Annotated in this window: 17 protein-coding genes and 1 pseudogene; 8 read left to right on the top strand and 10 right to left on the bottom strand. The window is 67.2% G+C overall.

Annotated elements, in window-relative coordinates; all coding sequences use genetic code 11:
• Positions 1 to 35: 35 nt before the first annotated feature.
• A complete protein-coding gene (locus tag WKW82_RS16490; protein ID WP_340343393.1) occupies positions 36 to 1,049 on the top strand; it encodes an NAD(P)/FAD-dependent oxidoreductase in 1,014 nt (337 codons plus the stop codon).
• Positions 1,050 to 1,092: 43 nt separating this feature from the next.
• Here the strand turns inward: WKW82_RS16490 and WKW82_RS16485 are convergent, their stop codons facing one another.
• Positions 1,093 to 1,959, bottom strand: coding sequence for a LysR family transcriptional regulator (locus tag WKW82_RS16485; protein ID WP_340343392.1), 867 nt, complete (start codon positions 1,957 to 1,959; stop codon positions 1,093 to 1,095).
• A gap of 65 nt (positions 1,960 to 2,024) precedes the next feature.
• Between WKW82_RS16485 and WKW82_RS16480 the strand changes: the two genes are divergently transcribed.
• Both WKW82_RS16480 and WKW82_RS16475 read left to right on the top strand, forming a co-directional pair.
• Entirely contained in the window at positions 2,025 to 3,254 is a 1,230-nt protein-coding gene (locus tag WKW82_RS16480; RefSeq protein WP_340343391.1) for a YbfB/YjiJ family MFS transporter, read from the top strand.
• Positions 3,255 to 3,333: 79 nt separating this feature from the next.
• A complete protein-coding gene (locus tag WKW82_RS16475) occupies positions 3,334 to 3,633 on the top strand; it encodes a hypothetical protein (protein ID WP_340343390.1) in 300 nt (99 codons plus the stop codon).
• A gap of 34 nt (positions 3,634 to 3,667) precedes the next feature.
• Here WKW82_RS16475 and WKW82_RS16470 read toward each other — a convergent pair.
• The 6 genes and pseudogenes from WKW82_RS16470 to WKW82_RS16445 all read right to left on the bottom strand — a co-directional run bounded on the left by WKW82_RS16470 (position 3,668) and on the right by WKW82_RS16445 (position 11,436).
• Positions 3,668 to 4,800 (bottom strand): annotated as a pseudogene (locus WKW82_RS16470) (CaiB/BaiF CoA transferase family protein).
• Positions 4,801 to 4,874: 74 nt separating this feature from the next.
• On the bottom strand, positions 4,875 to 5,687 hold the full coding sequence (locus WKW82_RS16465) for an oxepin-CoA hydrolase, alternative type (RefSeq protein ID WP_340343389.1): 813 nt from the start codon (positions 5,685 to 5,687) through the stop codon (positions 4,875 to 4,877).
• Positions 5,684 to 6,826: an acyl-CoA dehydrogenase family protein gene (locus WKW82_RS16460; protein ID WP_340343388.1), complete on the bottom strand. Its 1,143-nt coding sequence runs from the start codon at positions 6,824 to 6,826 to the stop codon at positions 5,684 to 5,686. The genes WKW82_RS16465 and WKW82_RS16460 overlap by 4 nt, the downstream gene beginning before the upstream one ends.
• A 13-nt stretch (positions 6,827 to 6,839) precedes the next feature.
• Complete coding sequence (locus WKW82_RS16455; RefSeq protein WP_340343387.1) at positions 6,840 to 8,036, bottom strand: acyl-CoA dehydrogenase family protein; 1,197 nt, start codon at positions 8,034 to 8,036, stop codon at positions 6,840 to 6,842.
• A 15-nt stretch (positions 8,037 to 8,051) separates the two neighbouring features.
• A complete protein-coding gene (locus WKW82_RS16450) occupies positions 8,052 to 9,233 on the bottom strand; it encodes an acetyl-CoA C-acyltransferase (protein ID WP_340343386.1) in 1,182 nt (393 codons plus the stop codon).
• Between the two features lie 76 nt (positions 9,234 to 9,309).
• On the bottom strand, positions 9,310 to 11,436 hold the full coding sequence (locus WKW82_RS16445; protein ID WP_340343385.1) for a 3-hydroxyacyl-CoA dehydrogenase NAD-binding domain-containing protein: 2,127 nt from the start codon (positions 11,434 to 11,436) through the stop codon (positions 9,310 to 9,312).
• Between the two features lie 126 nt (positions 11,437 to 11,562).
• On the opposite strand from WKW82_RS16445, the gene WKW82_RS16440 reads away from it, so the two are divergent.
• On the top strand, positions 11,563 to 12,483 hold the full coding sequence (locus WKW82_RS16440) for a LysR family transcriptional regulator (RefSeq protein WP_340343384.1): 921 nt from the start codon (positions 11,563 to 11,565) through the stop codon (positions 12,481 to 12,483).
• A 58-nt stretch (positions 12,484 to 12,541) separates the two neighbouring features.
• The gene (locus tag WKW82_RS16435) at positions 12,542 to 13,045 is read left to right on the top strand and encodes an arsenate reductase/protein-tyrosine-phosphatase family protein (protein ID WP_340343383.1); all 504 of its coding nucleotides are present in this window, start codon (positions 12,542 to 12,544) and stop codon (positions 13,043 to 13,045) included.
• A 17-nt stretch (positions 13,046 to 13,062) separates the two neighbouring features.
• On the opposite strand, the gene WKW82_RS16430 is transcribed toward WKW82_RS16435, so the two are convergent.
• The 3 genes from WKW82_RS16430 to WKW82_RS16420 all read right to left on the bottom strand — a co-directional run bounded on the left by WKW82_RS16430 (position 13,063) and on the right by WKW82_RS16420 (position 15,112).
• Complete coding sequence (locus WKW82_RS16430) at positions 13,063 to 13,602, bottom strand: arsenate-mycothiol transferase ArsC (protein WP_340343382.1); 540 nt, start codon at positions 13,600 to 13,602, stop codon at positions 13,063 to 13,065.
• Positions 13,603 to 13,753: 151 nt separating this feature from the next.
• Positions 13,754 to 14,329: a phosphate ABC transporter substrate-binding protein PstS gene (gene pstS / locus WKW82_RS16425; RefSeq protein WP_340343381.1), complete on the bottom strand. Its 576-nt coding sequence runs from the start codon at positions 14,327 to 14,329 to the stop codon at positions 13,754 to 13,756.
• 18 nt (positions 14,330 to 14,347) lie between these two features.
• Positions 14,348 to 15,112 (bottom strand): LuxR C-terminal-related transcriptional regulator, encoded by a 765-nt coding sequence (locus WKW82_RS16420; protein ID WP_340343380.1) that lies wholly within the window; start codon positions 15,110 to 15,112, stop codon positions 14,348 to 14,350.
• A 152-nt stretch (positions 15,113 to 15,264) separates the two neighbouring features.
• Between WKW82_RS16420 and WKW82_RS16415 the strand changes: the two genes are divergently transcribed.
• The 3 genes from WKW82_RS16415 (at position 15,265) to WKW82_RS16405 (ending at position 20,328) form a co-directional block, all read left to right on the top strand.
• A complete protein-coding gene (locus tag WKW82_RS16415) occupies positions 15,265 to 17,781 on the top strand; it encodes an ATP-binding protein (RefSeq protein ID WP_340343379.1) in 2,517 nt (838 codons plus the stop codon).
• A gap of 313 nt (positions 17,782 to 18,094) precedes the next feature.
• Positions 18,095 to 18,937, top strand: coding sequence for an alpha/beta fold hydrolase (locus WKW82_RS16410; RefSeq protein ID WP_422823499.1), 843 nt, complete (start codon positions 18,095 to 18,097; stop codon positions 18,935 to 18,937).
• A gap of 2 nt (positions 18,938 to 18,939) precedes the next feature.
• Positions 18,940 to 20,328 (top strand): carotenoid oxygenase family protein, encoded by a 1,389-nt coding sequence (locus WKW82_RS16405; protein ID WP_340343377.1) that lies wholly within the window; start codon positions 18,940 to 18,942, stop codon positions 20,326 to 20,328.
• Positions 20,329 to 20,343 lie beyond the last annotated feature (15 nt).

Below are 20,343 nucleotides of genomic sequence, written 5' to 3'. Positions count from 1 at the left end.
GCTCTTCGCGGCGGGTCGCGCCCGCTTTCGAGTCAATGCAGCCTCTCATTGAAACCGACGCACTGATCATCGGCGCCGGCCCGGTCGGCCTGTTCCAGGCCTTCCAGCTCGGGTTGCTCGAGATCGCCTGCCATATCGTCGACGCGCTGCCCCGTGCGGGCGGCCAATGCGTCGAGCTGTATGGCGACAAGCCCATCTACGACATCCCTGGCACCCCGCGCACCACGGGGCATGGCCTTGTCGAATCGCTGCTCGAACAGATCGCCCCGTTCAAGCCGACTTTCCACTACGGTGAGCAAGTTGCCACGCTTGCTCGCCAGACAGACGACCGCCTGTTGTTGAGCACTTCGGCTGGCACGACCTTCCTCGCACGTACGGTCTTCATTGCCGCCGGCGTCGGCGCGTTCGTGCCGCGTCGCATGACGATCGAAGGCATCGCGCGCTTCGAGGGCTCGAAGCTTTTCTACCATCCCGATGCGCTGGAGCGCTTCGCCGGCCAGGACGTGGTCGTGTACGGCGGCGACGATGCGGCCGTCGACACCGCATTGACGCTCGCGGGCCAGGCGAAAGAGGTCACGCTCCTGTTCCGCCGCGATGTCTTCAACGCCGAAGACGCGCTGGTGGCACGCTTGCGCGAGGCCGTGTCGGCCGGCGCGCTGAAGCTCGTCATCGGCCAACCCACCGGCTTCGATGGCGCGCAGCTGCAGGTGGCGACACCCGACGGCCAAGTCATCGACCTCAACGTCGATGCCCTTATCGCCTGCCTGGGCATCTCCCCCCGCCTCGGCCCCATCGCCGACTGGGGGCTGGCACTGGAACGCAAGCAGATCCCGGTCGACACCGAGCGCTTCGAGACCCGCGAGCGAGGCGTGTTCGCGGTCGGCGACGTCAACACCTATCCCGGCAAGAAGAAGCTCATCGTCTGCGGCTTCCACGAGGCCACGCTCGCCGCGTGGGCCGCCACGACCATCGTCTTTCCCGGCCAGTCGATCCCGCTCCAATACACCACCACCAGTACGCGATTGCATACGCTGCTCGGCGTCGGCTGAAGCGCGGCGCCACGCGCAGTGCCGCATGGGCACACGGGGAGGTTCAGGTCGACGTGTCCAACATCTCGATCAACCGACCCAACGCCACAGAAGGCGTCCCATGCCACACGAGATGGGTTCGGTTCCGTCGCATCTTCGCGGGCAATGCGTGCTGCCGAACCTGTGCCGTCGCACGCAATGCTCTCAGCACCGACACCGGAACGATCGCGAAGCCCGTGCCCGCGGCGACGCAGGAAATCATCGCCTGGTAAGACGAAAACTCGAGCGATCGCGAAGGCATGGCTCCGCCCTTGCCGAGCCATTGCTCGAGCAGCCGCCTGTAGGAGCAGCCCTGTGCAAATGCAATCAGCGTGGCATTGGCAAGATCGCTTGCCGAGGTGACCGACGCCACGCTGCGCGCGGTGACCAACACCAGTTCCTCGTCAAACACCGGCAAGGCTTCCAATCCCGCCCGCGTGAAGGGTTCCGCCACGAAGGCAGCTTCGATTTCGTAGGCATTCACTCGCTTCAACAGTGCTGCGGTCGTGCCCGTGGCCAACTCGACCACCACGCCCGGGTAGAGCTTGTGAAAGCGCGACAGCACCGGCGCCAGGCGACTGCCCGCCGTGCTCTCGAGGGCGCCGAGCCGGAGGGCACCGACCGGAACGTCGCTGCGCAATTCGCTTTCGGCCTCATCGGCCAGTCGCAACAGGCGCTCGGCATAGGGCAGCAGCTTCTGACCGGCCGGCGAGAGTGCCAGCGAGCGGCCTTGGCGATGGAACAGCTTGTGGCCGAGCCGGCCCTCCAGCTGCTGGATGCGCGTCGTGATGTTCGATTGGACGCGGTGGAGCTTTTCCGCGGCACGGATCACGCCTCCTTCGGCCACGACGCTGCGAAAGATCTCGAGGGAGTCCAGGTCGATGGTTCTCATAGAGAGAATGATTGTTCTGAACAATTCATTTGTTTATTGGCGCATTTTGCGTTCAAGTCGGCTGCATGTCGAACGCTTCACCGAACAGCACCCGCCCCTCTTCCCTTGCCGTCTGCATCGCGGGCCTCCTGGTGCTGGCAGTCGCCATGGGCGTCGGAAGATTCGCGTTCACGCCGTTGCTGCCGTTGATGATCCAGACCGACAGCGTCGACGTGGCGGCGGGCGGCTGGCTGGCAACCGCCAACTACGCGGGCTACCTCGTCGGCGCGCTGACGACCGGACGCCTTCGGCTCACTCCACAACGTATCGGGCTTGTGGCGCTGGCGGCCATCGTCGTGTCGACTGCTGCGATGGGGCTGGCCTCATCGCTGTCGATCTGGCTGTTGCTGCGCTTCGTCGCCGGTGCGGCGAGCGCCTGGGCTCTCGTCAGCACCAGCGTCTGGTGTCTCGCATGGCTGACCCGGCTGGAGCGGTCGGCGGGGGCCGGGGTCCTCTTCGCCGGCGTTGGTGCAGGCATCGCCTTTGTCGGCCTCTACTGCTGGCGTGCGAGCGTCGCGAGCGTCTCTCCGGATGGCCTGTGGCAGCAACTGGGCGCGGTGGCGCTCGTGAGTCTTCTTGCCGCAGCCGCGCTGATGCCGCGCGCCTTGCCGATTGAGGCGGCGCCGCCGCAACGCGCGGCCGCGGTGGCGCCTTCATCCGCCACCCCTTGGGGATTGGTGATCTGCTACGGCGCACTTGGCTTCGGCTACATCCTGCCCGCCACCTTCCTGCCCGTGCTTGCGCGCGCAGTGGTCCATGACCCTTCCGTGTTCGGCGCCGCCTGGCCTGTATTTGGCGCGGCCGCCGCGCTCTCCACGCTGGTTGCGAGCTGGTTCCTGGGCCGGGTGCCACGGCGGCGCGTCCTGGCTTGCAGCCTTGGGCTGATGGCAACGGGTTGCCTGCTGCCGGTGCTGCACCTGTCGGCGCTCACCGTGCTGGTCGCCGCGATGCTGGTGGGCGGCACCTTCATGGTGGCGACCATGGCCGGCATGCAGGAAGCGAGAGACAGCACGGTCGGCGATCCGACACAGGCGCTCGGTCGCATGACCGCGGCCTTCGCAATCGGCCAGATCGCCGCCCCGGTCCTGTCGTCGACCCTGAGCGGCCCGACGCAGGGCTTCGGCGGCCTCTTCATTGCGCTCGTCGCGGGCGCCGTGGCCCTGCTGGCCAGCGCTGGATGGCTGATGCGCGCGGACCACAAGATCAAGTCGCCACAGCCTTTGCTGGACCCCTTGCGGGAGCACATGACGCGATAGGCGGGTGGCGGACCTGGGCCATCGATTCGGCGGCAGGCAGCCGGGACTTCCGGGCGTGGATGGGAAGGAAGCCGCTCTCGTGATCCGGCGCCCGGACGGCACCTCACTGGTCGTCAACGACATCATCGCCAACGTGCGCCATCCCGACCGGCTGGGCGCCCAGGTGATGGCGCGCCTCATGGGGTTCGGCGTCAAGGGACCGCAGATGCCATGGGTGGGCGAGAAGATGTTCGTCAAGGACCATGCGGCCGTGGCCGCCGCCTTGCGCGCCTGGGCTGCCGAGCCGGGTCTCGCACGCATCGTGGTCAGTCATGGCGATGTCATCACCAACCGCCCGCGCGAGGTGCTCGAAAGAATTGCTTCCGACGTCGGCCACTGAGCCCACTCCGTCGACGGTCCTCCGGTTCAAAGAACTACAGGACGCCGCCTTGCCGGAGCGCGGCAATGGCCGCCGCGTCCATGCCCAGCAGGTCGCCGAGCACGCGCTCGGTGTCCTGCGCGAGCAGCGGTGGCGCTGCGCGCACGGGCATGCGCTGGCCATCGATGCGTAAGGAGGCGCGAGCACCTGCACGCTGCCCGTTTCGGGGTTGGGAAGCTCGGCCAGCAGTCCGGCCTCCGCAGTGCGCTGCGACTGCAAGGCCTCCAGCAGGCCCAGCACCTCGCCGCATGGAATGCCGGCCGCTGTCATACGCGCCAGCAACTGTTCACGCGGACGGCTCGCCAGTTCGGCGCGCAGTTCGGGCAACAGCACGTGGCGGTTCTGCGAGCGGGCCAGGTTGGTGGTGAAGCGTTCGTCGGTCGCCAGGTCCGGACGCTCCAGCACGTCGGCACAGAAGCGCTGGAACTGTGCGTTGTTGCCCACCGTGATGACCACCGGACCATCCGCCGCATCGAACACGCCATAGGGCACGATGGACGGATGCGCGTTGCCGTACTTGGGCGGGTCGTTGCCCATGAGCAAGGCCTCCATGCCGTAGTAGGCGGTGATCATCAGGCCGCAGTCGTACAGGGCCATCTCGACATGCCGGCCCTCGCCGGTGCGCTGCCGGTCGAACAGGGCTGCCAGGACCGCCTGCGCCGCATACATGCCGGTGAACATGTCCACGGCCGCGACGCCGAACTTCAGCGGGCCCTGCCCCTCCTCGCCGTTGAGCGCCATCAGGCCGGCCTCGCCTTGCACCACGAGGTCGTAGCCCGGACGCGCGGCCTCGGGGCCATCGGTGCGGTAGCCGGTGATGGAGCAGTACACCAGGCCCGGATTGATGGCCTTCAAGGACGCGTAGTCCAGCCCCATCTTCGAGATGCCGCCGAACTTGAAGTTCTGGATCACCACGTCGCTCTTCGCGGCGATATCGCGCACCAGGCGTTGCCCCTCGGGCTTCTGCAGGTCCACGCCCACCGACTGCTTGTTGCGGTTGGCGCTGTTGAAGTAGGCGGTGTTGCGCGAGCCCACGCGCAGGCCCCAGTCGCGCGTGTCGTCGCCCCGGCCGGGATGCTCGATCTTGATGACTTCCGCGCCCAGGTCGCCGAGCGCCTGCGCGCACATGGGGCCCGCGAGGACGCGCGACAGGTCCAGCACGCGCACACCGGCCAGCGGCAGGCGCGATGCGCCGGCCGCGCTCAACGCTGGCCCCGCAATCGCGCGAAATCAGGCGTCTGTTTGGCCAGGAAGGCATCGATGCCCGCTGCGGACTCGGCGCTGCCCTGCGCCTCGACCATGAACTCCGACTCGCGGTCCAACTGCACATCCAGCGTGTTCGACATCGCCTCACGGCACAGCGTCTTGATGCGCGCCATCGCCTGCTCGGGACCACCCGCCAGCCGCGTGGCCAGCGCGATGGCCTCGGCATCCGCCCCACCCGCTTCGGTGAGCCGGTTGACCACGCCCAGCGCGTGCAGGCGCTCGGCGCCGATGCGGTCGCCGGTCAGGCACATCTCGGCCAGGAACTGGCGCGGCAGCACCTGCGCCAGGAAGGCCGTCGCGCCGCCATCGGGCGTCAGGCCCACCTTGACGTAGGCGACGGAGAAGGTCGCGTCGCGAGCGGCAACAAGCAGGTCGCAGCCCAGCGCCATCGACAGGCCGGCACCGGCCGCGCCCCCTTCCACCGCCGCGACGATGGGCTTGGGAAAGTCGCGCAGCAGGCGTACCAGGCCGTGCAGGCCTTCGAGCTTCTCGCGCCGCTGATCGGGCGTGAGCAGGCGGCGCGTGGCGAGCGTGTTCAGGTCGCCGCCGGAGCAGAAGTAGCCATCGGCGCCCGTGAGCACCACCGAGCCGATGGTGGCATCGTCCATTGCCGCTGCGAGTTGGTCGGCCAGCGCGGCATACAGGCCCGGGCTGATCGCGTTGCGCTTGCCGGGCGTGTGGATGGCCAGCACCAGCACCGGGCCTTCGCGGCGCACGAGGATGGGCGGGAGGGTCGCGGTGTCGTTCATTGCACAGTCTCCTGGCCCAGCGCGATGTAGCGTGCCAGATGATGGTCCTCGTCGCCGAGCTGGTGGTCGATCATCACCAGCCGCTTGGCATAGTGCGACAGCGGCAACTCCCATGTCATGCCGATGCCACCGTGCAGCTGGATGCACTCTTCCGCGACGCGGGTGCCGATGCGGCCGATGCTGTACTTGGCTGCCGATAGCGCCTTCTCTCGCTCGACGCGCTCGCCAGCGTCGATGGCAGCGGCGGCATTGATGACGGCCGAGCGCGCCTGCTCGATCTCCAGCAGCAGGTCGGCCATGCGGTGCTGCAAGGCCTGGAAGCTGCCGATGGGCACGCCGAATTGCTTGCGGATGCGCAGGTATTCGAGCGTGTCGCGCTTGGCGACTTCCATCGCGCCCAGCGACTCTGCGGCAAGTGCGAGCAGGCCCCAGCCGATCGCATGCTCCAGGAGCGGGGCGCCGGCACCCTCGGCGCCAAGCAAGGCCTCGGCGCCCACGCGCACTTTGTCCAGGCTCAGTTCCGCGGCACGCCCGCCGTCGATCCGGGGGTATCCGCGCCAGCTCAAGCCCGGCGCGTCGCCCGGCACCAGGAACAGCGAGACACCGTCTGCATCGCCTTCGGCGCCGCCGGTGCGCGCCGACACCAGCAGCAAGCCCGCCTGCTCGCCCTGCAGCACGACCGCCTTCGCACCGCTCAGCGACCAGCCGTCGCCCGATCGTTCGGCACGTGTGGCGACCTGTGTCGGCTCGTAGTGCGAACCCGGCTCCTCGTGCGCCAGCGCAGCGATGGTGCTCCCGTCGATCAACGAGGCGATGTGTTCCTTCTGCGCAGCGCTGCCGGCCTGCGCGATGGCGCGGCCCACGACCAGCGCGCCGAGGAAGGGCTCGACCACCAGGCCCTTGCCCAGGCTCTCGAAGACGACGGCCACGTCGAAGCCGGCGCCGCCAAAGCCGCCGACCTCCTCGGGGAACAGCGCGCCGAGCGCGCCGATCTCCGCGAGTTGCGACCAGTGCTCGCGGCTCAAGCCCTCGTCGCTGCGGGCGACGTGGTCACGCGTGGTGAAGCCGTACTGCTCGGCGATGAAGCGGTCCAGCGAATCCGCCAGCATGCGGCGGTCTTCCGTGTGTTCGAAGTTCATGGTGTAGCGCGCCTCACAGGCCCAGGATCATCTTGGAGATGATGTTCTTCTGGATTTCATTGGAGCCGCCGAAGATCGACAGCTTGCGGTTGTTGAAGTACTGCGCGGCCAGCGGCGCCGCCTCGGCCGGCCCGACCGGCGCTTCGTCCCAGCCTTCGTGCAACGCGCCCTCGATGAAGGGTTGCGCATACGGTCCCATTGCACGGCGCGCCAGCGAGGAGATCTCCTGCCGGATCTCGGTGCCGCGGATCTTGAGCATGGAGCTTTCCGCACCCGGCACGCCGCCACCTGCGACGGCGGCGATCACGCGCAGGTTGGTGGTCTTCATGTTCTCCAGGTCGATCTCGACCCGGGCCAGCCGCGTGGCGAACAGCGGGTCCTGCGCCAGCGGTCGCCCGTTGCGCTGCACCTTGCCGGCGATGCGCTTGAGCTTTTCCAGCGCCGCGACCGAGAAGCCCACGCCCGCGATGTTGGTGCGCTCGTAGGTCAGCAGGTACTTGGCGCAGGTCCAGCCCTTGTCCTGCTCGCCCACCAGGTTCTCGACCGGCACCCGCACGTCGTTGAAGAACACCTCGTTGACCTCGTGCTCGCCGTCGAGCGTGATGATCGGACGCACTTCGACACCGGGCGAGTTCATGTCCACCAGCAGGAAGCTGATGCCCGACTGGGCCTTGGCCTCCTTGTTGGTGCGCACCAGGCAGAAGATCATGTTGGCATGCTGGCCCAGCGTGGTCCAGGTCTTCTGGCCGTTGACGACGAAGTGGTCGCCGTCGCGCACCGCCGTCGTCTTGACGGAGGCCAGGTCCGAGCCCGAGCCGGGCTCCGAGTAGCCCTGGCACCACCAGTCGTTACCGTTCAGGATGCGCGGCAACCAGTACTGCTTCTGCGCCTCGTTGCCGAACTTGATCAGCACCGGCCCCAGCATGCTGACGCCGAAGGGCACGATGCGGGGCGCAGCGGCCAGCGCGCACTCGTGCTCGAAGATGAACTTCTGCACTGCGCTCCAGCCCGGCCCGCCGTACTGACTGGGCCAGTGGTTGGCCAGCCAGCCGCGCTCGTGCAGGATGGCGTGCCACTGCACCGAGTCCTCGCGCGTCAGGCGCAGGCCGTTCATGACCTTGTGCGAGAGCCGCTCGGGCAACTTCTCGCGCAGGAACTGCTGCACTTCGCCGCGGAACGCTTCTTCTTCAGGGGTGAAATTCAGATCCATGTGGTCGCTCCCCAATCAAAAGATTTCGAAGAGGCCCGCCGCGCCCATGCCGCCCGCGATGCACATCGTGACCACGCCCCACTTGGCCTTGCGGCGGCGCCCTTCGAGCAGGATGTGGCCGGCCAGCCGTGCGCCGGTCATGCCGAAGGGATGGCCGATGGAGATGGCGCCGCCGTCCACGTTGAGTCGCTCGGCCGGGATGCCCAGCGTCTGCTGGCAATAGATGGATTGCGAAGCGAAGGCTTCGTTGAGTTCCCACAGGTCGATGTCCTCGACCTTGAGATCGAAGCGCTTCAGCAGCTTGGGCACGGCGAACACCGGGCCGATGCCCATTTCGTCGGGCTCGCAACCGGCCACCGCCATGCCGCGGAAGGCGCCCAGCGCTTGCAGGCCGAGGCGCTCGGCTTCCTTGGCTTCCATCAGCACGCAGGCGCTGGCGCCGTCGGACAGCTGCGAGGAGTTGCCCGCGGTGATGAACTTGTCGGCGCCCTTCACCGGCGCCAGCTTGGCCAATGACTCGTAGGTGGTGCCGGCGCGATTGCAGGTGTCGTGGTCCACGGTCACCTGCTTCTTGCTGACCTCGCCGGTGTCCTTGTCCTTCACGGCCATGGTAGTCGTGACAGGCACGATCTCGTCGCGATAGCGGCCAGCTTCCTGCGCCTGCGCAGTCTTGGTTTGGCTTTCGACGGAGAAGCGGTCCTGCGCCTCGCGGCCGATGCCGTAGCGCTGCGCCACGATGTCGGCGGTGTCGATCATCTCCATGTACAGCGCCGGCTTGTGCTCGACGATCCACGGGTCCATGCCCGAATTGCCGTCTTCACGCGTGCGGATGCCCGAGATGCTTTCGATACCGCCCGCGATCATGGCCGGTGCGCCGTCCACCACGATGCGCCCGGCGGCGATGGCGATGGCCTGCAGGCCCGAGGCGCAGAAGCGGTTGACCGTGGTGCCGGCGATGGAGAGCGGCAGCTCGGAGCGGATGATGGCCTGCCGCGCGATGTTGCGGCCGGTGATGCCCTCGGGATAGCCGCAGCCGAGGATGGCGTCCTCGATCAATGCCGGGTCGATGCCCGAGCGCTCGACGGCTGCGCGCACCGCGAAGCTTGCGAGCGTCGGGCCGGGCGTGATGTTGAATTCGCCGCGGTGCGACTTGGTGAGCGGCGTGCGGGCGGTGGAGACGATGACAGCTTGGCGCATGGACTTGTCCTTGAAGGTTCAGGGTGAGTGCCGCCCTCCTCCGACTTGCGGAGGATGCGGCACGGATGGATGGAATTCAGCCTTGCGGCTGGTTGAGACTCGAGAAATCCTTGCCCTCGGCCACGAGCTTTTCGAGCAGTGGCGCGGGCTTCCAGAACAACGGGTCGTCCTTTGCGAAAGCGCGAATGTCTTCCAAGATCCTGGGCAGGCCCACGGTATCGGCGTACTTCATCGGGCCACCGCGATGGCGCGGAAAGCCGTAGCCGTAGAGGAAGGTCGCGTCCACATCCAGCGGCCGCAGCGCGATACCCTCGGCCACCACCTTGGCGCCCTCGTTGACCATCGCGGCCATGTAGCGGCGCATGATCTCGTCGGCGCTGAAGGGGCGCGGCGTGACGCCCTTCTTCTGCCGTTCGGCGTCGACGATGGCCAGGACTTCAGGATCCTCCTGGCCCGCGCGGGCGCCCTGGGGATACAGGTAATAGCCGCGGCCGGTCTTCTGGCCGAACCAGCTGCGCTCGCAGATGCGGTCGGCCACTTCGACGTAGCGGGCATTGGGGTCGCGCGTGGCAGCCTTGCGCTTGCGGGTGGCCCAGCCGATGTCGCCACCCGCCAGGTCCGACACCTGGAACGGCCCCATCGGGTAGCCGAAGCCGCGCACCGCGGCGTCGATCTCATAGGGACTGGCGCCGTCCTCGAGGATGTGGTCCGCCGCCTGCCGGTAGACGGCCAGGATGCGATTGCCGATGAAGCCATCGCACACGCCCGCGCGCACCGCGACCTTCTTCATGCGCTTGGCCAGCACGAAGGCGGTGGCCACCACGTCGGCACTGACCTTGGCGGGCACGACGATCTCCAGCAGCTTCATGATGTTCGCCGGGCTGAAGAAGTGCAGACCGATCACGTCCTGCGGGCGCGAGGTGCTGGCGGCAATCGCGTCGATGTCCAGGTAGGAGGTGTTGGTCGCCAGCACCGCACCGGGCTTGCACACGCGGTCCAGTTCCTTGAACACGCCCTTCTTGACCTCGATGTCCTCGAACACCGCTTCGATGACCAGGTCCACGTCGGCGAAGGCGGCGTAGTCGGTGCTGCCGGTGTAGCGGGCCATCACCGTGGCCTTGGCCTCGGGCGTCATGCGGCCCTTGGCGACCAGGCCGTCGTAGACCTTCTCGACGTTGGCGCGGCCGCGGTCGATGGAGATTGTGTCGCGCTCGACCATCACCACGGGGAAGCCCGCGTCGAGCGCGGACACGGCAATGCCCGCCCCCATGGTGCCGCCGCCGACGATGCCCACGCTCTCCAGCTTGCGCGGCTGCGCGGCCTTGGCCTCGGGCACCTTGGCCACTTCGCGCTCGGCGAAGAAGGCATGAATGAGGCCGGCGCGCTGCGGGCTGTCGATGCAGGCAAGAAAGGCCTCGCGCTCCAGCTTGATGGCCTCGTCGAAGGACTTGTCGAGCGCGGCCTGCACGGCCTCGACGATTTTCATGGGCGAGAACAAGCCGCGCGACTTCTTGGCCGTGTCGGCCTTTGCAGCGTCGATGGCGGCCTGCGCCACGGCGCGGTCGGCCAGGCCTTGTGCGTCGCGCGTGCGGCGCACGCCGGCGCCCTGCGCCAGCAATTTGCCGGCGTATGCGAGACCCGCTGCCTGTGCGTCCTCGCCGGCGGCCAGTTCGTCCACCAGGCCCAGTGACAAGGCTTCTTTTGCCTTGGCGTGGCGGCCGCTGAGCGTCAGGTCCAATGCAGCCTGCGCACCGACCAGCCGCGGTGCGCGCACCGTGCCGCCGGCACCGGGCATCAGGCCCAGTTGCACCTCGGGCAGGCCCAGCTTGGCGTCATGCAGCGCCACGCGGTAGTGCGCGGCCAGCGCGATCTCGAGCCCCCCGCCCAGCGCCGCACCGCGGATGGCGGCGATCACGGGTTTGCCGCAGGCTTCGATGCGGTTGCACACCTCGGGCAGCGACGGCGGTTGCGGTGCCTGGCCGAATTCACGGATGTCCGCGCCGGCCACGAAGTTGGCGCCCTCGCCCACGATGACGATCGCCTTCACGCAGGCATCGGCGTCGGCAGCCTCGATCGCTGCCTTCAGCCCGCGGCGCACGGCCGAGGAGATGGCATTGACGGGCGGGTTGGCGATGGTGATGCACTGCACGTCGCCGTGGCGGGCGCTGCGTATGACATCGGCGGGTGCGGAAGCGGTGGTCATGAACTTGTCTCCAAAAGCGCGTTGGCCGCGAAGCGGGCCTTGCGCAAATTCTGATCTGACAATCCCATATCGACAATTCCCCTGGGGATTGACACACTGTCAACCTGTACTTGACAGTGAAAAGCCATGGACCAGAACGCCCTCACCTTGTTCGTCGAGATCGTCGAAGCCGGCAACCTCAGCGAGGCCGCGCGCCGCCTGCGCATGAGCCGCGCCAACGTGAGCCACCGCCTCGGCCAGTTCGAACGCGAGCTGGGCCAGCAACTGTTGCGCCGCACCACCCGCCGCATCGAGCCCACCGAGATCGGGCTGCGACTGTATGCACACGGCTGCGCGATCCGCAACGAGTTGCAGGCCGCCAGCGAATCGGTGGCCCTCGGAAAGAGCCTGCAGGGGCGCGTGCGGCTGTCGGTGCCCAGTGGCTACGGGCAACTCGTCATGTCGGATTGGCTGGTGGAATTCAAGCGCGCCTACCCCGGCATCGTGCTGGACGTGATGTTCGAGAACCGTGTGGAGGACCTGATGCGCGAGGAGGTGGACATTGCGGTTCGCGTCATGTCCGAGCCACCGCAGAACCTGGTGGCGCGCGACATGGGGCCGGTGCACTACGTGGCATGCGCGAGCAGCGCCTGGGCACGTGAACACGGCATGCCCGCGGAACTGGGTGACCTGCCGCATGTGCCGCTGATCACCTCGGCCGTACACGGACGGCAGCTTCGCGTCTCGGCCTACCTGGGCGAGGAGCGGCACGAGGTGCTGCTGGAGCCAACCCTCATCTCGGAAAACTTTCTCTTCCTGCGCAAGGCGGTCCAGGCGAGCCTGGGCGTGGGCATCGTGCCGGACTACGTGTTCACCGAGGAACTGCGAAACGGAGAAGTGGTGGCTGCGCTGAGGGAGTGGCGCCTTTCCATCTTCGGCACGCACATGTACATGCTCTACATGCCCGGCCGTCATCGCACACGTGCCGCCACGACCTTCATCGACTACATGCTTGCGAAGGCAAGGGAGACGCGGGACAGCGCGATGTCGCCCGTGACAGCAGAATGATGCTTTCGAGTCAGTCACGCGACATCGGCCTGCCGGTTTCGCGAACACTGGAGAGCGCATGGACGGCCGCAATCGCATCAACGTTCTTTTCGTCTGCAACGACAACTCGGTGCGCAGCCTGATGGCCGAGTCGCTGCTGCAGCGCCTCGGGGGCATGCGCTTTCGCGCGTTCTCCGCCGGCAGCACCGGCGTGGACGACGAGGAGCCCGACCGGCGCACTTTCCGCGCGCTCTCCGAGGCCGGCCTGCCGGTGGCCGGCCTGCGGCGCAAGAGGTGGGCGGAATTCACCCGGCCCGGCTCGCCGCACATGGATCTCGTCGTGACCTTGTGTGACGCGACTGCCGGCGAGCCGATGCCCGACTTGCCCGGCGAGCCCGGCACCGCGCACTGGTCTCACCCGAATCCGCTGCATGCCAACCCCGACGATGAAGCCGCCGCGTTCCGGCACGTGCTGCACGAGATTCGCCGCCACGTGGAGTTGCTCGTCAACCTGCCGGACGAGCGGGTCGATCGGCTGGTGCTGGAAGCCCAGGCTCGAGAGCTCGCCCAGCAGGGCCGTTGAGCGCGCCGCTGTCGGCGTCAATCCATGTATCCGAGGTCGCGGATGTCGGAACGTATCGCGGCCGGGTCGGCGCCCTGCAGCGGAAGGCTGATGAGCAATTCCAGCCGACGGCGCAAGCCGTAGAGGATCAAGGTGGCAGCGCGGGCCGCGTCCTCGGCGTTGGCAGATGCCGCCGTGTCCGGGAAGGCCCACAAAGCGGAATACGGTTGACCGGGCCAACTGGGTTCCAGGATTTGCGTGGGCTCGTCCAGCGTGATGACGAAATCGACTCGGGCCGCGCCCGGCCGAGCCAGGTCGTTCCAGCCCCGCGGCTGGACCTCAGGCACTGCGATGCCGGCGCTCCGCAGCGCACCCACCGCCGCAGGGTGAATCGACGGACTGACGTGCCGGGGGTGGCCGCAGGAAACAACCGCAAACCGGTCCTTCGCGAGATGCACGAGACACGCCTGCGCCAAGATGCTGCGCAGGGAGTTGCGCCTGGAAACGAACACGATTCTCTTGGCCATCAAAGTCGGTGAGCGCAAGCCGCTTGCCATCGCGACAAGCTGCCGCAGCACGAATTCTCGTTCACAGTTGTTACCCGATCAACGCTCCGTTTCCCTGAGAGCCGGGCAATGCGAAGCGCCAGTGCGCAACAGTGACCGTCGCCGGATCAGCCGACGACGAGACCCTTCACCAGACCCTTCCCAATCGCGCCGAAACCGGCTCCTACTTGCCGTTTTCCCAGGTCGCCTCGATCTGCTTGACGAGGCTTTCTGGCAGCGGCACGTAGCCGAGCTTCCGGGCGTCGAGCCGGCCGCTCGACAGCGCAGACTTGAAGAAGCCCAAGGCCTCCGCCGAGCGGGCTGCGTCCCGCGGGTGCTGCGGCAGCAGTGCGAACGTCGTCGCAGTGATGGGCCATGACTGCGCGCCGGGCGCATCGGTCAGCAGTTGGTAGAAGTCGGGGCTCGACCAGGTCGCGCTGGCCGCTGCGGCCTCGAAGCTCTCGGGAGAAGGACTGACGAAGGCCCCGCTCTTGTTGCGCAGCAGGGTGTAGGTCATCTTGTGCTCGATGGCGTAGCTCAATTCCACGTAGCCGATCGAGCCCTTGACGTAGTTGACATAGCGGGTCACGCCGTCATTGCCACTGCCACCATAGCCTGTGGGCCACTTGAGCAAGGTGCCCTCACCGACCGTCGCCTTCCAATCCTCGCTCACCTTGCCAAGGTAGTTGGCGAAGTTAAAGGTCGTGCCCGAACGATCCGACCGGTGCGTGACGGTGATCTTGAGATCGGGCAGCTTCAAGTCCGGGGGTTGCTCGCGTCACACGATCGCCGCCCAATTTCCCACGGCAGGTGCGTACAAGGCCATCGGCCATGACAGGCCTGTGCAAAGCTCGAGCGGAAAAGTCATGCACGCCACCACCGTACCCGCGTGCCGCTGCACGCCCGACGGACGTCTCACGGCATGTTGCTCGACGAGCCCGCGCGCGGATGCGATGCTGGCGGCCTGGGTGCGCGATGTGGCGCCGAGCTTGCTCATGATCGCCGTCATGTGGGACTTGACGGTCCCTGCCGCAATCGCGAGATCGCGGGCGATCGACTTGTTGGATTCACCGCCCGCGACCAGGCTCAGCACCTGCATCTCGCGGGCAGTGAGGGCTGTTCGGGTCAGGCTGTCGGCCATGCGTTGTGCGACAGAGCGGGACACGTAGCGCAGGCCGGCGGCCACCGCGGTCACGCCGTCTGTCAGTTCATCCAATGGTCCTCCCAGCAGGATGTACCCATGGATCCCCGCCTCGAACGCACGCCGGATGTCCGCCTCGCGATCATTGGTCGTCACGATGACGATCCTTGCGCCTGCAAGCCCGTCGCCGGATGGGCGGACAGAACAGGCCAGATGCATCGCGTTGTCGTAGTCGACGATGACGACGTCGATGCGGTGTCGGGCCAAGTCCGGACCATCGACGCCATCGACGAGGGTCTCGAAGGCCGCGTGCCGGCGCAACGCTGCCTCGACACCCGCACGCAAGAGCGGATCAGGGTGCTTCACCAAAAGTGCCGGCCGAGCGGACACAAGCTGGTTCATGAATATCCTCCTGTCCGCGGCTTCGATCCGAAGCCGCAGCCGGGATCTTCGCGCTGGCCGGGGCCGGTGTCCTGGGTGGCGGCCTGAAGTTTTCCTGAAGTTTGGCGCCGCAACTTAGACTGCGCGACGCACAGGCGCCTGGCATCGCTTCCATGACCGCTTCCGCCGCATCGCCCCGCTACTGGTTCGGCCGCTTCGAGCTTCAGCCCGATGAGCGCCGCTTGCTCGCGGGCGGGCAGGCCGTTCACCTCGGCCCTCACGCCTTCGACCTGCTGGTCGCACTGGTCGGTCGCGCCGGCCACCTGGTCGGCAAGGACGAACTGCTGGCGCAGGTCTGGCGCAGCGTGATCGTCGAACAGAACACGCTGCAGGTGCATGTCTCGGCGCTGCGCAAGGTGCTGGGGCCCGACGCGATCACGACCATCTCCGGGCGTGGCTACCGCTTCGACCTCGCCGTCGATGCCAGACCGACGACGCCGATGCACAACCTCCCGCACAGCCTGACGAACTTCATCGGCCGCGAGCGTGAAATCGCGGAGATCAGGCAGTGGCTGGCCACCACGCGGCTGCTGACGCTGAGCGGTGCCGGTGGCTGCGGCAAGACCCGGCTGGCGTTGCAGGTGGCGAGCACTTTGCAAGGCCAGTATTCCGACGGCGCCTGGCTCGTCGAGCTCGCGCCCCTGAGCGACCCTTCGCTGCTACCCCATGCCATGGCAAAGGCACTGGGCATCAGCGAGCGGTCGGGTCAGGAACTCATGGAGACGGCGACCGAATGGCTCGCGTCGCGGCAGGTCCTGCTGTTGCTCGACAACGCCGAACATCTCATCGCAGCGTGCGCGCCACTCGCCGACGCGCTGTTGCGGCGCTGTGCCGGACTCTCGCTGCTCGTGACGAGCCGCGAGCGCCTGGGCATCGAGGGCGAACTCATCTACCGCGTGCCGTCGCTCGCCATGCCGCCGGCGCGCCTGGATTCGACAAGCGACGAAGAGATCATGGGCTGCGAGGCCGTGCGCCTTTTCATCGACCGGGCCGGACTGCAGCGGCCAGCGTTCCAGGTCACGGCGACGGATGCGCCGGTGCTGGCGTCGATCTGTCGCCGCCTGGACGGCATCGCACTGGCCATCGAACTGGCGGCCACGCGCACCCGGGTCATGTCGATCCAGGAACTCGACAGCCGGCTGGCCGACCGCTTCGGCATGCTCACCGGCGGCTCACGTGCGGCCCTGCCTCGCCATCGCACGCTGCGCTCCCTGATCGACTGGAGCCACGAACTGCTGGGTGCTGCCGAGCGAGCCGTCCTTCGGCGGGTTTCGGTGTTCGCCGGCGGCTGGAGCTTGCAGGCAGCCGAGTCCGTCTGCAGCGGCGGAAGTGTCGAAGGCACCGAGGTGCTCGACCTTCTGGCCTCGCTGACCGACAAGAGCCTCGTCATGACCGAGACGCAAGGCGACGCAGCACGCTTCGGTGTGCTCGAAACCGTGCGCCACTACGCACAGGACCGGCTGCGCGAGAGCGGCGAAGACGAGGCGACGTGCAATCGCCAACTTGCCTTCTTCCTCGACATGGCCGGCAAGCTGCTCGACCCGATGCAGACCGATTCCGAGCTGCAGGCGAAGCTCCTGCAACTCGACCAGGAGCACGACAACATTCGGGCCGCGCTGGCGTGGTGCGAAGCCGCGCCGTCGCGCGCCGAGCAGGGCCTCGCCCTTGCAGGCGCGCTCCACTGGTTCTGGCGGATGCGCGGCCACTATGCCGAGGGCCGCGCATGGATCGCCCGCCTGTTGGCTATCGCACCCGACGTCGCGCACCGGGACGCGCACGCCAGCGCGTTCCACGCTGCCGGAGCGCTTGCTTACCTCCAGGGCGACTACCAGCCGGCAGAGATCCGACATCGGCAGGCCCTCGCGATCTGGAGCCGGGAGGGCAACCGTCGGGGAATCGTCCGTTCGCTGATCAGCCTGGGCAGCATCGCCAACTCGCGCGGCGAGCCGGCAGCGGCCCGCGGTCTCTACGAGGACGCCCTGTCCATTGCACGCGCGATCGACGACCGACGCAGCATCTCCATGGGCCTGCAGTGCCTCGGCGCTGTTGCCTGCGATGCAGGCGAGTACGCCGCGGCGCAATCGCTGCTGGAGGAATGCGTCCGTGTCAGCCGCGACATCGGCGCCTGGCGCGCGGCACTGGCGCTCTCGGTGCTTGGCGAAGTCAGGCATGCGCTGGGTGACCTTGCGGCGGCGCATGCCTTGCTGCTGGAAGCCCTGCAAGGGCACCGCGACCTGGGGGACAGGCCCGGCATCGCCAGGACCCTGGTCGGGCTTGCGACAGTCGCGCATGACAGGGGTGACATCGCGGCCGCGAAGTCCCACCTGGGGGAGGCGCTGGGCATTGTTCCAGCCGGTGACGCACTCTTCTGCGCGACCTTGCTGGATGCCTGCGCGGGCTTGTGGCTGGCGTTTGCGAACGTGACCTGTGCGGCACGCCTGTGGGGTTGCACCGAGCGTCTGCGCGAGGCCATCGGCGCGCCGATGTCCGCGCCACAGCGTGCGCGGCACCAACGCCTGGTGAATGACGCACGAGATGCCTTGAACGACGACGAGGCCTTCGACGATGCGTGGAGCGAGGGGCGATCGCTGAACCTCGATGCGGCCCTGCAACTGGCTCAGCGCCTCTGAGGACTGGATCTGGCCAAAAGGTATGAGGTCCGGGTTGGACCTCCTGGCGATGCGCCACCACCGGATGTGCGTCACGCTATGCCCGTCGACACCGCAGGCGCATGCAGCCGGCGTCGATCCACGACGGAGATACACCATGAAGGCACCCCCATCCGCGACAAGCCTGCCGACCACACGGCGCCGACTGCTTGTGGGCAGCGCAGCCGCCGCAGCGGCGTTCGGCATTCCATTGGCGACTTCCGCCAACGACACGCCCGCTGCAAGCCGACAGGCCGCCAACCGAACTTCCACCCTTCCCCGCGAAAGGCGAACCATGAGCACCTTCACCACCAAGGACGGCACGCAGATCTACTACAAGGACTGGGGCTCCGGCCCCGTTGTCAGCTTCAGCCACGGATGGCCCTTGAACTCGGACGCATGGGAATCGCAGATGTTCCACCTGGCATCGAACGGCTTTCGCTGCATCGCGCACGATCGCCGCGGCCACGGCCGTTCGAGCCAGCCCTGGAACGGCAACAACATGGACACCTACGCCGACGACCTGGAAGAGCTGTTCACATCGCTGGATGTGAAGAACGTGACGATGATCGGCCACTCCACCGGCGGCGGCGAGGTGGCACGCTACATCGGCCGGCACGGCAGCCGCCGCGTCGCACGCGTGGTGCTGATGGGCGCGGTGCCGCCCATCATGGTGAAGACCGCGGCCTATCCCGGCGGGCTGCCGATGGATGTGTTCGACGGCTTTCGAAAGTCCTACCTGGCCGACCGCTCGCAGTTCTTCCTGGAGATCGCCAGCGGCCCCTTCTTCGGCTTCAACCGCCCGGGCGCCAAGGTGTCGCAGGGGATGATCCAGGCCTGGTGGGCGCAGGGAATGATGACCGGCCACAAGAACGCCTACGACTGCATCAAGGCCTTTTCGGAGACCGACTTCACCGAGGACCTGAAGAAGATCGACGTTCCAACCTTGATCATCCACGGCGACGATGATCAGATCGTGCCCATCGCCGCATCGGCGCTGCTGTCGGCCAAGCTGGTCAGGGGCTCGGTGCTGAAGATCTACCCCGGCGGCTCGCATGCGCTGGGCGACACCGACAGGGCCAAGCTCAATGCCGACCTGCTGGCTTTCGTGACCTCCACCCAAACTGCAAGGAGCTGAACATGAACATGCATGCAACGGCCGAGCGGATCGCTTCCGCGAACAGTACCGGCGCGCCCTACGTCGCGGGTAACTTCGCACCCCTCAAGAGCGAGGTCACGGCCTTCGACCTGGAGGTGATCGGCCGCATCCCGGAAGAACTGAACGGCCGCTTCCTGCGCATCGGGCCCAATCCGATCGACGAACTGGACCGCGTGCAACTCGTGCGCCATCACTGGTTCGCGGGCTCGGGGATGGCACATGGACTGCGACTGCGCGGCGGCAAGGCGGAATGGTTTCGCAGCCGCTTCGTGCTCGATCGGGATGCCGCAAGGGTCTTGAGCCGCAAGCCGATCCCTGGGCCCGGAGAAGGCGCGCGCGACGGCAACGTCAACACCAGCCTGATGAACGTCGGCGGCAAGCTCTGCGCCGTCGTGGAGGCAGGCAGCCTTCCGGTCGAACTCGACGACGAACTGGCGAGTGTGCGACGCACCGATTTCAACGGCACGCTCGAAGCGGGCTTCACCGGGCATCCGAAGTTCGATCCGCTCATCGGCGAGCACCATGCGCTGGCCTATGAGCCGTTCCAGCCGGTGCGCTACATCACGGTCGACGCCGACGGGCGCGCCACGACCAAAGCGCGCATCGACCTGCCGCACATCCCGCTCATCCACGACATGGCGTTCACCCAGTCCTTCATCGTGGTGCCCGACTTCCCGGTGACCTTCCAGCCGGAACTCTCCCACACGGACTTCCCGTGGCTCTGGGACGAGAAACGAGCCTCGCGCATCGGGCTGCTGCCGCGAAAGGGTGACGCGGCGGCGATCCAGTGGTTCGAAGCGCCGCGCTGCTTTGCCTTCCACTTTGCCAACGCCTATGACGACGGTGATCTCACCATCGTCGACCTGATGCGCCATCACCGGATGTTCCACACCGACCAGAACGGGCCCAACGAAGGTGCGCCCGTCCTGGTGCGCTGGACGCTCCACCGCCCGACCGGGCGCTTGAGCGAGACGGTGATCGACGATCGCGGCGTCGAATTCGCGCGGATCAACGGCCGCTACGGCGGGCAGGCCTATCGCTTCGCCTACACCGCTTACTGGGGCGACGACGTGGCCTTCGGACCCTCGATGAAGCACGACCTGCAGCGTTCCACCACCGAGGTCCATGACTACGGTCCGGGCCAGATGACGTCGGAGCCCGTGTTCGTGCGCAAGCCGGGCGCCACCGCAGAGGATGAAGGCTGGATCCTGTCCTATGTCTACGACCCTCGGCGCGACCTCAGCGACGTCGTGATCCTGGATGCACAGGACTTTGCCGGCGAGCCGGTTGCCACGATCCGCCTGCCTGTTCGCGTTCCCTTCGGCTTTCATGGCGGATGGGCGCCTGACAAGGTGACCGTGGTCGAGTGAAGGTGGCGCAGGCAC

The sequence above is a fragment of the Variovorax rhizosphaerae genome (assembly GCF_037889975.1).
Classification (GTDB): Bacteria; Pseudomonadota; Gammaproteobacteria; order Burkholderiales; family Burkholderiaceae_C; genus Variovorax; species Variovorax rhizosphaerae.
Note: the sequence above shows the minus strand (reverse complement) of the source record. Positions and strands in the feature narration are given on the sequence as shown.